General features: G+C 39.8%; 14 protein-coding genes. 3 read left to right on the top strand and 11 right to left on the bottom strand.

Annotated elements, in window-relative coordinates; genetic code table 11:
- Window positions 1-375 precede the first annotated feature (375 nt).
- Entirely contained in the window at window positions 376-528 is a 153-nt protein-coding gene (locus J8L98_RS11780) for a hypothetical protein (RefSeq protein ID WP_210996567.1), read from the bottom strand.
- A gap of 273 nt (window positions 529-801) precedes the next feature.
- Here J8L98_RS11780 and J8L98_RS11775 point away from each other — a divergent pair, with 273 nt between their 5' ends.
- Window positions 802-1,956, top strand: coding sequence for a M23 family metallopeptidase (locus J8L98_RS11775; RefSeq protein ID WP_210996566.1), 1,155 nt, complete (start codon window positions 802-804; stop codon window positions 1,954-1,956).
- A 57-nt stretch (window positions 1,957-2,013) separates the two neighbouring features.
- On the opposite strand, the gene J8L98_RS11770 is transcribed toward J8L98_RS11775, so the two are convergent.
- The 6 genes from J8L98_RS11770 to queA form a co-directional block, all read right to left on the bottom strand.
- Window positions 2,014-2,541 (bottom strand): hypothetical protein, encoded by a 528-nt coding sequence (locus J8L98_RS11770; protein WP_210996565.1) that lies wholly within the window; start codon window positions 2,539-2,541, stop codon window positions 2,014-2,016.
- A gap of 111 nt (window positions 2,542-2,652) precedes the next feature.
- Window positions 2,653-3,597 carry a protein translocase subunit SecF gene (gene secF / locus J8L98_RS11765; protein ID WP_210996564.1) on the bottom strand — a complete coding sequence of 315 codons (945 nt, stop codon included), beginning with the start codon at window positions 3,595-3,597 and terminating at the stop codon, window positions 2,653-2,655.
- A gap of 9 nt (window positions 3,598-3,606) precedes the next feature.
- On the bottom strand, window positions 3,607-5,466 hold the full coding sequence (secD, locus tag J8L98_RS11760) for a protein translocase subunit SecD (protein WP_192505811.1): 1,860 nt from the start codon (window positions 5,464-5,466) through the stop codon (window positions 3,607-3,609).
- A 28-nt stretch (window positions 5,467-5,494) separates the two neighbouring features.
- The gene (gene yajC, locus J8L98_RS11755; protein WP_010364031.1) at window positions 5,495-5,833 is read right to left on the bottom strand and encodes a preprotein translocase subunit YajC; all 339 of its coding nucleotides are present in this window, start codon (window positions 5,831-5,833) and stop codon (window positions 5,495-5,497) included.
- A gap of 33 nt (window positions 5,834-5,866) precedes the next feature.
- Complete coding sequence (tgt, locus tag J8L98_RS11750) at window positions 5,867-6,997, bottom strand: tRNA guanosine(34) transglycosylase Tgt (RefSeq protein WP_192505812.1); 1,131 nt, start codon at window positions 6,995-6,997, stop codon at window positions 5,867-5,869.
- 206 nt (window positions 6,998-7,203) lie between these two features.
- Window positions 7,204-8,244, bottom strand: a complete 1,041-nt coding sequence (gene queA, locus J8L98_RS11745; RefSeq protein ID WP_210996574.1) for a tRNA preQ1(34) S-adenosylmethionine ribosyltransferase-isomerase QueA — start codon at window positions 8,242-8,244, stop codon at window positions 7,204-7,206.
- Window positions 8,245-8,497: 253 nt separating this feature from the next.
- On the opposite strand from queA, the gene J8L98_RS11740 reads away from it, so the two are divergent.
- Window positions 8,498-11,005, top strand: a complete 2,508-nt coding sequence (locus tag J8L98_RS11740; RefSeq protein WP_210996563.1) for an EAL domain-containing protein — start codon at window positions 8,498-8,500, stop codon at window positions 11,003-11,005.
- A gap of 156 nt (window positions 11,006-11,161) precedes the next feature.
- Window positions 11,162-11,362 (top strand): hypothetical protein, encoded by a 201-nt coding sequence (locus tag J8L98_RS11735; RefSeq protein ID WP_210996562.1) that lies wholly within the window; start codon window positions 11,162-11,164, stop codon window positions 11,360-11,362.
- 63 nt (window positions 11,363-11,425) lie between these two features.
- On the opposite strand, the gene J8L98_RS11730 is transcribed toward J8L98_RS11735, so the two are convergent.
- From J8L98_RS11730 to phoU, 4 genes are all read right to left on the bottom strand, one after another.
- Complete coding sequence (locus tag J8L98_RS11730; RefSeq protein ID WP_210996561.1) at window positions 11,426-12,331, bottom strand: hydrogen peroxide-inducible genes activator; 906 nt, start codon at window positions 12,329-12,331, stop codon at window positions 11,426-11,428.
- A gap of 271 nt (window positions 12,332-12,602) precedes the next feature.
- Window positions 12,603-13,871 (bottom strand): inorganic phosphate transporter, encoded by a 1,269-nt coding sequence (locus J8L98_RS11725; RefSeq protein ID WP_192505816.1) that lies wholly within the window; start codon window positions 13,869-13,871, stop codon window positions 12,603-12,605.
- Between the two features lie 37 nt (window positions 13,872-13,908).
- A complete protein-coding gene (locus J8L98_RS11720) occupies window positions 13,909-14,586 on the bottom strand; it encodes a TIGR00153 family protein (RefSeq protein WP_192505817.1) in 678 nt (225 codons plus the stop codon).
- A gap of 140 nt (window positions 14,587-14,726) precedes the next feature.
- Window positions 14,727-15,428, bottom strand: a complete 702-nt coding sequence (gene phoU, locus J8L98_RS11715; RefSeq protein ID WP_192505818.1) for a phosphate signaling complex protein PhoU — start codon at window positions 15,426-15,428, stop codon at window positions 14,727-14,729.
- Window positions 15,429-15,440: the final 12 nt, after the last annotated feature.

The raw sequence follows: 15,440 nt of genomic DNA, 5'->3' as shown, positions 1-15,440 counted from the left end.
AATTAAAAGTTTTTCTTAATGAAAAGTTAATTTAAGTTTTACTCGACGCTGACCTCGTTTTGCTTTGCTAAGTTAGCGTAGCGCTCCGTGTCAGTGGGGTCGCATTATAGGGCGATGAGATAAAAGCGCAAGCGTTTATTTGAAGAAAAGTAATGAAAATAGCGAGTTCGAGTAAATTACGCTCGAAACGCACAATTTTAGTACACAACATAGAGTGGTAGCACATTCTATATACAAACCTTAGTTAATTTTTTAAGGTTTGTATCATAACTCTACCTAGTACAGTGCGTTCGAGGTGGGAGTGTATTCGTTAATAAGAGTCAGCTCTCATATCATTACAATGAGTAACTGATCTGCTAACCCATTTAAAATACCCTATTTAATAATTGAGGAGTGAGTTGCTTTTCGCCTAGCGGATACCCTACGCTCAAATAACGGGTGAACAACCTGATTCAATTGCCGACGCTCTTTGAATTTCCGCTCTTCTAGTAATGCTTCAAGCTGCTCTATAAAAATTATCGGTTTCATAAGGGCATCCCACAAAGTTCTATACAGATAAAAATAGCTCAGCTAAGCACTTTTGCAATATTAGCAATTAATTTTTCACCTATAAAATGACAAAGCACTGCAATACATAGGCTTTTAAATGTAACTAATCCTAATAACTACATTTAAAATAGATGGTCGTAAATCATACAGTACAGTCAAGGTGTATATTTTTTAATCATTTATTTTACATTTTATTTTCAAGTTTATATACATATAAGGAATACGTCAGATAAAATAAGATAGGGATACAACATGAAATCAACACTATATCTTTCATTACTCACATTACCCATGATAGGTTTTGTTCAAGCACAAGGACAACACCACCTAATAGACGAGCTTAGTTCAAAACAAACCGCATTAATTCAAGCTACGGTAAATTCAGTCATAGCCATTGACGAAAATGAATTTGTATTTAACAACGCATTACAAAACGAAGATTGGAATGATTTTTTCTATCGCCATGCACCACATCTATTAGAATTTAAAGCAGTCATACTGCATTGGGCTGGACATGCAAGTATTAATCCCAAACTTTTATTGGCATTGATGGAGTTACAAAGCAGTGTACTCAGCGAGCCAAGTAAGTCAAATATCATGTTGCCTTTTGGGACATTGAGCAACAAAGCCGGGTTTGCTGAACAAGTACAAGATTTGGCAATTACATTAAATCAACGCTTTTATGAATATGCACAAAAAGTAGAGGGAAAAGTGCGATCAAGCCCGACAAACTCAGCTACCTCGAGTTTGATAAGCGTACTTATAAAAACGCAACTAAAACCCTATGGCTCTTTAAATAAGTTAGTCGGTATATATGAAACACTTAGCAATGTCCCGCTTTTACTTTCACAAAACAAAACACCGGCAGCATCACTAAACCCCAGCAATAGCTTTTATATGAGCTTTCCATGGCCTTCAGGTTATGCATGGTATAGCGGCGGTGCACACTCTAATACAGGTTCAGGTTACCCTTATTCCTCTTTAGATTTCAATAATGGTTCAGGTGGTTGGGGCAGTAATACTCCTTGGGTACAAGCTGCTCATGGTGGCACGGTTACCCGCTACTCGTCTTGCAATATCCGAGTAACTCACTCAAGTGGCTATGCAACACAGTACTACCATATGAGTAACTTACAATACCGAAGTGGTGATGTTATTAATAGTGGAGCTTGGTTAGGTCGATACGCAAACAATAAAAACCAAGCGCTATGCCAGGGCGGCCAATCCAGTGGTCCTCATGTGCATTTTTCATTACTCAACAATGGACGCTTTACTTCACTGCATAATTGGTACATTAGCAACTACAGAATCGATGTAGGTAACAGTAATTACGATGATAATTGCCGGAATTTCTATTTTGAAAAAAATGGCTACAAAACCTGCGCTTGGCGAGCATTATATAAATAATTGGGTAAGTTATTTTAATAAGTAGGGCTGAACTATCTCAGCCCCTAAATACATGACTTAATTTAATGCACGTTCCACTTGATCGAAATGTGCGATCACCTCAACTATTTCAAGCTCTGCATCTTGATATGCTGTATCAGACTTAAAGCCAAGTTTAGCAATTGCTTGAACAGTCGCAGGATGAACTAATAAATCTTTTGCATGATAACACACAGGATCATCAAACTTAGGTAACTTACCATCTGCATGATACCCCGTTTCAATTTCTTCTAAGGGTAACGTTGGGATCACATCTGCTGCGGCATCTAGCGCACCCAAATACGCTTGGCACTGAGGGTATTTCACTGTAAATTCCGAAATCAATTTACGCGATGTTTTGACTAACTTTGCCGAGCTTTGCTCTAATTCCTGCGCGGTATTTTGAGTTCTAATATCTGCTAATAAAGATTTAGCCTGACTCTTATATGCCTGAAGCGTAGTTTCAGCTTTTTCAACAGGTGCCGACTGTACCTGTGCTACTTCTTCCTTTTCTGAACATGCAGTTAAACTGGCTGCAGCTAGCAAAATGACCAACTGTTTATACATAAGAACCTCAAAGTATGATTGAAAACGATTCTCATTATACTCAAGTGTCATTTTAATGAAACAAAAAAAGCCACACTCAGTGTGGCTTTTTCAACATACAAATACTAAAGTTTAAGGCATTGCGTCTAAGTCAGCACCTTCTTTCTCTACTTCAACAGGAATTAGATCTTCTTTGCTTACACCCATTGCAACTGCAACAGAACTCGCAACATAAACAGAAGAATAAGTACCAATGAAAACACCAAACAATAATGCAGTAGCAAAACCATGAATGGTTTGCCCACCCCAAACAAATAAGGCAACAAGTACAAGTATTGTTGTAATCGAAGTAACTAATGTACGGTTAAGTGTTTGCGTCAATGAAATATTGATAATTTCCAATGTGTCATCAATACGTACCTTACGGAAATTCTCACGAATACGATCAGATACAACAATCGTATCATTAAGTGAGTAACCTATAACCGCAAGAATCGCCGCTAAAATAGTCAAATCAAACTCTAAGTCTAAGAGCGAGAATAGGCCCATTGTTAAGATCACATCATGGAACAATGCAGCAACAGCACCAACCGCAAATCGCCACTCAAATCTAAATGCAACATAAAGTAAAATACAGATTAGGGCTGTTAGCATTGCTAAGCCACCCTGCTCTTTAAGATCTTCACCTACGCTAGGACCTACAAATTCAATACGTCGCATTTCAACACTGGTATCAGCTTGTTGCAAAGCTGCAACTAACTGATTACCAATCTCTTCTGCTTTGACATCATCACCGCGAGGTGCTAATCGAACCAAAACTTCTTGGCTGGTACCAAACAATTGTACTGATGCATCAGCAAAACCATTTTCAGCTAATACAGAGCGAATTTTCTTTAGATCTGCTGGCTGAGAAAAGCCGACTTCTACCGCTGTACCACCAGTAAAATCCAAACCAAAATTTAAGCCTCGGATTGCCATAGACGCAATTGATGCAACAATCAGCAATGCTGAAAATGCCATCGTTAATTTGCGTGCTGACATGAAACGAATGGTCTCTTTCAATTTTAATAACTGCATTTCGTTCTCCTAAATTGAAAGCTTATCGATACGTTTACCACCGATGAAGAAATTTATCACCGCACGTGTGCCAATAATGGCTGTAAACATAGACGTTAAAATACCAATCGCGAGTGTCACAGCGAAACCTGCAATAGGACCGGTACCTACTGAGAACAAAATCACAGCCGCTATTAACGTCGTAATATTTGCATCAAAGATAGTACTAAATGCACTGTCATAACCTTGGTGTACCGCTTGCTGTGGACTACGTCCATCCGCCAATTCTTCACGTATACGTTCAAATATTAATACGTTGGCATCAACCGCCATACCTACAGTCAATACAATACCTGCGATACCTGGCAACGTAAGCGTAGCACCTGGGATCATAGACATGACACCAATGATCAATACTAAGTTTGCAGCTAATGCCAAGTTTGCAACTAAGCCAAACCCCTTGTAGTACGCCAACATAAATGCCAATACAAATGCAAAACCTAATACGACTGCTGTCATACCTGCTTCTATGTTCTCTTGACCTAGGCTTGGACCAACCGTTCGCTCTTCAACAATTTGGATTGGAGCAACCAATGCGCCTGCGCGTAACAGTAAACTTAAGTTATGTGCTTCAGCTGGGTTATCAATACCAGTAATTCGGAATGAGTTATTTAACCGGGACTGAATAGTCGCAACGTTAATAACTTCTTCTACCTTGATAGGCGGCAGTGCTTTACCATTTTCATCTTTTTTGCCCGATGGCTTATATTCAATGAAAACCGTCGCCATCCGTTTCCCAACAGCTCGTTTAGTAAAGGCACTCATTTTTGCACCACCTTTACTATCGAGGCTAATACTCACCTGAGGACGTTGATACTCATCAACACCTGATTGGGCACCTGTGATATGTGTACCAGCTAAAATAACGCGCTTCTTCATGACGACTGGATAGCCATCTTTATGATTAATAACTTCCGTTCCAGGGGGTACTCTACCTTGCGCTGCTGAACGCACATCTGCGTTTTCATCTACTTCACGAAACTCTAGCGTTGCCGTTGCGCCTAAGATCTCTTTTGCACGGGCTGTATCTTGTACGCCAGGTAACTGAACAATAATACGCTCAGCGCCTTGACGTTGAACATTCGGCTCTGCAACCCCAAGTTGGTTAATACGATTACGAATAATCGTTTCATTTTGTTTGATGGCGTATTCACGAATTTCTTTAAATTTTTGCGGTGAAAGACTAGCAAAAAATGCTAAATCATTACTGCTATCATTAATAAATGTATAAAGAGGGTAACGCCCTTTTAGGAAACGCTCTGCTGCATCCCTATCTGCATCTCCACGCATTACAACTTGAATACGCTCACTACCGGAAACTCGTCGAACGCTGCGATAACGCAGTTTTTCACCACGTAAATCGCTCTTAAAATCTTGCTCCATGGTTTCTAACGCATTATCTAGCGCAGTAACCATATCTACTTCCATAGTAAAATGTACACCACCACTTAAATCCAACCCGAGTTTCATTGGATTACCACCTAAGTTTTTTAACCACTCAGGTTGAGCTGGGCTCATATTTATTGCAGAAATATACTCTTCACTTAATGAGTCACGCAAAATATCTTGAGCTTTTAACTGCTCTTCGACATTTTTAAAGCGTATTAGCACTTGCCCATTTTCTAACACTGTTGATTTAACAGTGACATTATTATCGTTAAGTGTTTTATTTACTTGATCTACTACGCTTAAATCAGCACTGGCACCTTTAGTACCAGAAACTTGTATGGCCGGATCTCGGCCATACAAGTTTGGTGAAGCATATAAAATGCCCACCGCTAACACAGCGAGAACAAGTAAGTATTTCCACATTGGATACTTGTTTAACACTGGACTATCCCTTTTTTATTGTTATGTATTATAGCGACTTCATTGTACCTTTTGGTAACACTGCCGAAATTGCTGATTTTTGAACTGTTACTTCTGCTTGATCATTTAAAGCTACAACAACAAAGTCTTTGTCATCAGATACTTTTGATATTTTCCCAACTAAACCGCCTTGTGTTAAAACCTCGTCACCTTTGCCTAACGCTCCCATCAAACTTTTATGCTCTTTTACACGCTTCGCTTGTGGACGGTAAATTAAGAAGTAGAACACCAAGCCAAATACGGCTAACATGATCAACATTTCCATACCACCACCTGCAGGTGCTGCGCCTGCCGTGCTTGCATGTGCACTCGACATAAATAAACTCATAATACTTCCTCTTTAATTTTTAAAATTTGCTATTTAATTTGTTGTAGTATCAGCCAGTGGCGGTACTGGTAAATTACGGCGTGAATAGAAATCAGCAACAAATTCGTCCAATTTACCTTCACTAATTGCATTGCGCAACCCTTCCATAACACGTTGATAGTAACGTAAATTATGAATAGTATTTAAACGTGCGCCTAGAATTTCATTACATTTATCTAAGTGATGTAGGTAAGCGCGAGAGTACCCCTCACACGTATGACAATCACACTCAGGGTCTAATGGCCCTGTATCTGTTTTATGTACGGCATTGCGAATTTTTATCACCCCACCTGTAATGAATAAATGACCATTACGCGCATTTCTTGTTGGCATAACACAGTCAAACATATCAATACCGCGACGCACAGCTTCTACTAAATCTTCAGGCTTACCCACCCCCATTAAATAACGAGGTTTATCTTCAGGCATTTTATATGCACAATTGTCCAAAATACGGATCATATCCTCTTTTGGTTCGCCGACTGACAAGCCTCCGAGTGCATAGCCATCAAAGCCTATTTCTTCTAACCCTTTTTGTGATACCGCACGCAGCTCAGGGTACATGCCACCTTGAATGATCCCAAACAAAGCGGAAGGGTTATCACCATGTCCTTCTTTTGAGCGTTTAGCCCAACGCAATGATAATTCCATTGAATCACGCGCTTCTTTTTCAGTCGCTGGGTATGGCGTACATTCATCAAAAATCATAACAATGTCAGACCCTAAGTCACACTGTACCTGCATCGCTTTCTCAGGTGACAACATTATTTTCTCACCATTAACCGGCGATTGAAATAAAACGCCTTCCTCAGAGATTTTACGCATCGCCCCTAAACTAAATACTTGGAAGCCACCTGAGTCAGTAAGAATTGGTTTATCCCAATTCATAAAATCGTGTAAATCACCGTGTTGTTTGATGATTTCAGTGCCCGGACGCAGCATCAAATGAAAGGTGTTACCTAAACAAATTTCAGCGCCGGTGCCTTTTAACTCATCTGGCGTCATACCTTTTACTGTACCGTACGTGCCTACAGGCATAAACGCGGGTGTTTCTACAACACCACGGTCAAAAATCAAGCGGCCACGGCGCGCTTTTCCGTCAGTACGATCTAATTCAAATTTCATTATTACCTCAAAGTCGGAAAAACAGTCCAACATAAACAGCTATTAACAGTTAGTCGTTAATAATCAGGTTAAAAAATCTGCTCGATTCTACCTTGTTTATGGGTGCAATTCTAATTATTGGGCCGAAATTTGACTTTTAAAGCAAGTGGAGACTAAAAGTGATGATTTTGTTAACAAGCCCAGTGGGGTCTGGGCTTGTTTAATTACTACTTTTGGGTTTGTTTTGTTAAAAACATTGCATCACCGTAACTGAAAAAGCGGTACTGCTCTTCAACCGCAGTGTGATATGCACTCATAATATGCGCTTGGCCAGAAAATGCGCTCACCAACATAATTAGAGTCGACTCGGGTAAATGAAAGTTAGTCACCATTGCATCCACGACTTGAAACTCATAACCTGGATAAATAAATATGTCAGTATCACCATAAAACGCTTTTAACTCGCTATCACTTGCTTTGGCTGCTGATTCAAGTGAACGTACTGAGGTTGTTCCCACAGCAACAACTCTCCCCCCTTTGGCTTTTGTTCTCGCAATGGCTGCAACCACATTATCTGGCACTTCGATATATTCAGAGTGCATAACATGATCATCTATCTCATCTACACGCACCGGTTGAAAAGTCCCTGCGCCGACATGTAACGTAATAAAAGCAGTTTCAATCCCTTTGTTTTTAATTTGTTCAAGTAGCGCTTCATCAAAGTGTAACCCAGCTGTTGGTGCTGCGACTGCACCAGGTTTTTCATTGTAGACGGTTTGATAACGCTCTTTATCTTCATCTTCATCAGGTCTGTCGATATAAGGAGGCAACGGCATATGACCAATATCATCTAAAATAGTTAACACGGTTTGCTCACCCGCAAATTTTAATTCAAACAGTTCTCCATGACGCGCCACCATCGTTACCTGAGCCTTACCTTCAAGAATAAGTTCAGTGCCAGGCTTAGGTGACTTGCTAGCACGTACATGTGCTAGCACCCTATGCTCATCAAGGACCCGTTCAACCAGTACTTCTACTTTACCGCCTGACGCTTTTTGTCCAAACATCCTAGCTGGGATAACTTTTGTATTGTTAAACACCATCAAGTCATTCGGCTCGAGCATGTCGATAATGTCTTTAAAGGTTTTATGATCAAGCTGGCCACTATTACCGTTTAAGGTGAGTAAACGACTACTTGTTCGTTCTTTTTTAGGATGACGAGCAATTAATTCATCTGGTAATTCAAAGCTAAAATCAGCAACGCGCATGGCAACTTCTCTCAATATCTTAATTGGCGCCAAGTCTAGAGATCCTAAAAGCCTAAATCAAGTGCTTGTAACCTTGCAAAAATAGCATTAACCTAGCCTGATTGCTGGCTGCTGACAAAAAAGCGCAACGCACCAAAGGAGTTGGATATGCGAGTTACACTAGATAGCCAATTAGAAACAATTACTTGTGACATTACTATAACTAGAGGTACGGATTGTTACTAAAGACTGACATGGGTTTAAGGTTGTAACCATGGCAAGACAACTTAACTTGCTAATTGTGAACGCGAGCAATGAAGAACGCTGCGCGATAAAACAAACACTCTCTAATTTAGATGTGTTTCAATTCATTGAACGTGCAGATAGCCAAGCTGCTTTACAAGTATTAAAGAAACAAGCGGTTGATTTGATCATAACGGGGTTAGATGTCGGAAAAATAGATGGCTGGCGCTTCGCTAGGATGATCCGTTCAGGGTTACTTCAAACCCCCAAAAATACGCCGATTGTTCTCATACCGCCGATTTATTGCGAGCGCATTGCCGAAACAACCGCCCGCAGCTACAGTATCGATGCAGTATTACCATTCGAACGCCAAGAGATGTTGCCTCAAGTTTTAGCTAATGTACTATCGACACATTTAGAAAAAAGTAGTCGTTTGGATCTATTATTACTCGAAAGCGATACTCAACGAGCCAATGAAATTTGCCAACATTTGGCACTGAACTTCTCGTGTACACATGTCACAACAGCTAATGCCGCGTTATCGCAATTTTTACAACATCAGTACTCTATTGTACTGCTAGATGCTACCGCCACCCGTGCTGAAGCGGCTAAAGAATTAGTTGATAGTATTTTAGAGCACAACCCCAACCAAGCAATCGTCACGATTATCGACAATAAAGACGCTGATTATGCTGAGCAGTTGCTACTTCTGGGTGTCACTGACTTTGTTCGTGCACCATATGATATTTCTATGCTCGGAAAAGTATGTGACCATGCCGCTCGACGCGAAGATTTCATGGTGAGTTATGCCGAGTTTGCCGACAAAGTCTCTTTGTTAAGTCGCAGTGAACATCGCTATAAAGAACTTTTTTCAGCACATCAGCGTATCTTGTTACACTTAAACACCGTAGTTATGGAACTGGATACACAAGGCCATATACGTTTTATAAACCCAGCTTGGGAGTCTCTCTCTGGATACCGAATAAAAGCCAGTATTGGTAAAGGGTTGTGTGATTATTTTGGTATAGAACATCAAGAGACATTACAAAAAACACTTGGCAATATCTTATCTGGTGAGTTACAACATGCTCAACTAGAGCTTAAGCTTGTTCATCAACAAGCGCACAGTATATGGACAGAATGCCGCTTTCAATTGATAAAAAATAGTACCAATCGAGCGACAATCACTGCTACTTTAGACAATATTCATGAGCGTAAGCAAGCTGAATTACAGCTGCGCCATCTTGCGCTACACGATACTTTAACTGGCTTGCATAATCGCTACTATTTCGATCAACAATTGCAGTTGTTATGCAGTAAAGTTGAACCTGGCTCGACAACCGAGCACGCCCTTTTATACATAGACTTAGACCATTTCAAAATCATCAACGATAGTAAAGGCCATCAACAAGGAGATATCGTATTAAAAGAAGTGTCGCAACTATTTGGCAGCAATATCGATGATGAGCATTTAATTTTCCGTATCGGCGGTGATGAATTTGCAGTCATTTTAAAAAATATTAATTTACTTGACGCCCATTTAGCGGCCGAAAGTATCTGTGTTGCTATCGAAAAACATATTTTTCATTCAGAAGAGCATAGCTATTCAATTAGCTGCTCTATTGGACTGACACAAATAACCTCCAGTAACCATGATGCAAATGAGTGCCTTAAACAAGCTGATATTGCTCTTTACATAGCAAAAAATTTAGGTCGTAACCTAGTACATTGCTATAACAAAGAAGACGCTCAAAATAATACGTTACAGACGGGACTTGAGTGGGGCCACAGTGTGAGGCAAGCACTGCAAAATAACCATATCGAACTACATTATCAAGCTATTTGGGACTTCAAAAAGAACACGGTTGCTTACTATGAAACCCTCCTGCGTCTAAAAATTAATGATGAACTCGTTTATCCAAACCACTTTATTCCCGCTTTAGAGCTGCTCAACGATACTTTCCTCATGGACAAGTGCGTAATTAAACAAGCCATTAAAGACGTTGCAGAGCATCAGGAGCTCAATCAAATTGCCATTAACCTCTCTGCACACTCTTTCTTAGATGAGCGCTTATTACCGCATATACAAGCGTGTTTGATTGAATATCAAGTGCCTGCTGAACATATTATATTTGAAATAACTGAATCAGCGAGTATTAACAACTTAAACGCAACACAAACCATGATAGCTAAGTTAAATCAACTTGGTTGCCACTTTTCGATTGATGATTTTGGTACTGGATTTAGCACTTTTAGCTACTTAAAACAATTGCCTGCGCAGCACGTTAAAATTGACGGATCATTTGTTCGAGATATGCTTAATGACCCCATTGACCTCGCATTGGTAAAAGCGGTACATGATATAAGTCATTCGTTAGATAAACGTTCTGTCGCTGAGTATGTTGAAAACATTGAGATTTTTTTAGCTCTTAAAGACATTGGTGTCGATTATGGTCAAGGCTATTTCATTGCTAGACCCATGCCTATTTCAGCGTTAAAAGACAATTTAGAAACTATTTTAGCCAGTAAAACAAGTTGATAAAAAATAATTGCAAGGGCCCTCTTTTCCTTGTCAAAAAATCATCTATAATTACTCTAATGTGAAGATGTCCACCTAAGTCATTGATTTATTCTTTTCTAGTGGACATTCAATGGATTGAGCTACATCACGCTATGGATATCGAGGAGTGTTATTATGCTACTACTGATTTCATTTTTATTGACGGTTCATTTTATCGTCGCACAGCAATGCTATCGTATCTCACTAAATAAAGGTTACCCGAACAAGTTGTTTATAACACTTGCGCTAGTACCTTATTTTAATTTAGTGGTGTGGGTATATTTATTGTTTTTACCAAATCTCAATAGTGCTAGGAACTTTGAACAGCCACTATAAGTGATCAATTAACGTTAGTTAGTCTCTTTGATGGGTGCGTGATGCACCCATTTTTTATTTTGTTTACTTACACTGTTCAGAAACAAATACACCTACTTGCTCACTGAACAGTCTAAAGTCACGAATTCGACCTGTGGTTTTTCGCCACAATAATCCAATTTCGCGATAGGCATCTGCTTGAGAAGCTTTTGTCGTCATGTTTTTTCCATCTAAAATGCCCGCATTAATTGCCATTTTAGGCAAAAACGTCACACCATTTTGATACTCCACCATACTTAATAAGGTATGCAAATTTGCAGCTTCAAAGGGATTTATACATGCACTTCGGTTTAAATGACATGCGCTAAGTGCATGGCCTGTCATACAGTGCTCCTTTTCTAGTAAAAACACACTTTGTTCTGGCAATAAATTAAAATCTTCAACGCCGTCGGCTACGAGATACTCTTTGTGGTGCACCAAAGAAAAGTGATCTTGCGCTAAAATTTGAGTGTGAAATTTGTCAGTATGATAAGGCAATGCAAGCATGCCCATATCAATATGACCATGTTCCAGCTTATCTAACAGGCGATCACTGGTGTCTTCGACCAAAACAAGTTGTAACTGCGGGAATTGTTGTTTACAGAACTGATATAGTGGTGCAGCAATAAAGCTCGCAATAGTAGGGATCACGCCTAAAGTAAGCTTGCCAGATAAAGGGTGTTTATAACTTTTAGTTAATTCTTTTACGCTCATCGTATCCGCAATTATTTTTTTTGCACGAACAACGACCTCTTCTCCGATATCAGTAAACATCAGACTGCGATTTTCTCGTTCTATGAGTTGACATCCCAGAGTTTCTTCCAGTGTTTGAATCGCGCTACTTAGTGTCGATTGACCGATAAAGCACGCTTCAGCAGCTCTGCCAAAATGCTGGTGTTGATACACTGCGATTAAATATTGAAGTTGCTTGATACTAGGTAAGTTATTCACTGTATAAAACTTTGCTGCGGCTTGAAATAGATAATAGCAGTATAACCTTGATGCCAGGCAAGGAAAACAATTTGCTTATATCAATTGCTTAAAGTGCACGCCTAGATACATGGGGAATATTTTAATATGATTAACACACTTTTATTTGAGGGTACCAACTAGGCAAAAAATGCAAACTTGAAGAACCGTGACTTATACGCGATTAAAAAATAAAAAGACCCCAATACCTAGAGTATTGAGATCTTTTCAAGCTAAAAGTCTGTTTTATTAATTACACGCCAAATGCGGTTCTTAATATGTAGAATATAACAATAGCAAGGGCAGCGCCAACTGGCAATGTGATTACCCAAGAAACTACAATGTTTCTTACCACCGACATATTCAATGCCGCAATACCACGTGCCATACCAACCCCTAACACCGCACCAACCAATGTTTGTGTAGTAGAAATTGGAAGACCAGTTCCTGAGGCGATAACAACGGTTGAAGCAGCTGCTAATTCAGCGGCAAAGCCTCGGCTAGGTGTTAAATGTGTGATCCCTTCACCAATTGTTTTTATTACCTTTTTACCTAAAATAGCTAGACCTGCAACAATACCGAACCCGCCTAAAGGTAAAATCCACCAAGCAATTGCCGCTTTCTTAGCAATTTCCCCATTGTTTTCAACAATGTTAACAACAGCAGCAAGTGGACCAATCGCATTAGCAACATCATTTGAACCATGTGCAAATGCCATACAACAAGCCGTCAATACCATTAAGATAGCGAATACTTTCTCAACGTTATTAAATTGCATTTGTTTATCAGCTTGTGGATCCATCTTCATACGATCTATCACAAACTTACCGATAATACCGATGACAACAGCAATACCGATAGCCAAAGCATAACCTTCAAAAGTGCCTAAGTTAATGCCTATGTGCTTCAAACCCTTTTTGATCGTTACCAAAGACATAACGAAGCCGGCAAGGCCCATATAGATAGGCACAAAGCGTTTTGCATTCTTTAGTGGCTGCTCTGTGTCAAATATGAGTTTCTGCGCACTCATAAATATGAGATAAGCAATAAAACCTGATATTGCAGGAGTCACAATCCAACTGCCCACAATTCCCGCAACTTTGTCCCATTGAATCGCTTCACTACCTACCGCAACTAGGGCAAAACCAATAATGGCACCAATAATCGAATGAGTTGTTGATACAGGCCAACCCAGCACTGACGCCAGTAGTAACCATGTTCCGGCTGCAAATAGTGCTGAGATCATACCTAACACCATCAGCTCAGGAATATCCGCAAATGGCGCGGCATCAATGATCCCTTTTCGGATTGTTGACGTCACTTCTCCACCAGCCAAATACGCACCAGCGAATTCAAAGATCATAGCAATAATAATTGCTTGCTTAATAGTTAGTGCTTTAGAACCAACCGAAGTACCCATCGCATTGGCAACGTCATTCGCACCAATACCATAAGCCATAAAAAAACCCACTGCGGCAGCTAAAAGCACCAACATGGTACCGTAGGATGCAATGATATCCATTGTAAAACCTTACTTTTTTAAAACTATTATCTTTAGATTAACGCGCAAGCATTACTTCTAATCTCGAACCAACACGTTCTGCAATATCTGCAAGCTCACCAACCCATTCAATGATTTTATATAAAAACATCACATCAATTGGATTTAGTTCACTTTCAACCGCTCGTAATTCTCGGCGGATTATTATTTGCATATCATCCGTGTCTTGCTCAATTGCATCCAACTCAACTAACATTTTTTCTACCAAGGTCACTTCGCGACCTCTAAAACCGGTTTCCAATAGTTCGTCAAGTTCGTTGATTGCTTTCGATGCCTGTTTTGTAGCATCAACACAACGTTGCAAGTAGGTAAGGAAGTAAACTTGGATAGACTCAGGGATCTCCATTTCACGTCCAACAACGCGACCTGCGATGTCTTTCGCTTTATTGGCGATTTTGTCTTGGTGGGTAATTAATTCCAATAGATCTGTTCGTTCTACTGGCATAAAAAGACCACGAGGAAGCTGTAAACGTACTTCACGTTTTAAAACATCTGCTTCGCGCTCTAGATTGCGGATCTGAACTCGTAGCGCTTCCGCTTCTGTCCATTCCCCTTTGAAAACATGATTAAAAAATGGCACCAAAGACTTACTCGCCTCATGTACTATTTTAATGTGTTCTTCCACTGGCTTAATAGGAGATTTTGCAAATACTCCTAAAAACGCGTTTGTAGGCATAATTGACCCTTAAATCATATTTATATGCTTTGCAGCACGAATTTTACAGCATTAAGCGCCATTGTGAACGGATTTTTATCTATAAGATGATTAAGTCGTGCATAATCGAAATTATGCACGCCTGAAAAGATAGCTCGGTATTAAAGAGATTTTTCTATATCTTCTTGAGATGTATGACGAATATCTTTTCCATTCACAAAATAAATTACGTATTCTGCAATATTTTGACACCGATCTCCAATCCGCTCTAAAGAACGCACAGACCAAATTAAATCCATAATTTTGGGTATTGAGCGTGGATCTTCCATCATATACGTCATTATTTGACGTGTTAATGCTTCATATTCTCTATCTACCTTTGCATCTTCTTTGTGTACTTCAAACGCTTTTTGTACATCCATTCTTGCAAAAGCATCAAGTACATCATGAAGCATTCGAGAAACCTGGCGGCCCATATTATCAATATTCAGCAGCAAATCTTGTTGATCTTTCGTAAACGAGTCTAACGCTACACGTGCAATCCTTTCCGCTTCATCACCAATACGCTCTAAATCTGCGATAGTTTTAGCAATCGCAACAACCAAACGTAAATCACTCGCTGCCGGCTGACGCTTTGCAATAATACGTGTGCACTCTTCGTCAATGTTCACCTCCATTGCATTGACTTTATAGTCATTTTCACTGACTTTACGCGCCTTCTCGGCGTCGCAACTGTTCACTGCATCTAATGCAAGATTGAGCTGCTGTTCAACTAAGCCACCCATACTTAATACATGGTTACGCACATTTTCCAGCTCTTCGTTAAAACGACCTGAAATGTGTTTATTTAAATTATGTTCCACTCTCATTCTCCT

Origin of the sequence: Pseudoalteromonas sp. MMG013 (assembly GCF_018100885.1) — a bacterium.
In the GTDB taxonomy this organism is placed as follows: domain Bacteria; phylum Pseudomonadota; class Gammaproteobacteria; order Enterobacterales; family Alteromonadaceae; genus Pseudoalteromonas; species Pseudoalteromonas aurantia.
The sequence above is the reverse complement of the archived record's forward strand: the minus strand, read 5'-3'. Positions and strand labels throughout refer to the sequence as shown.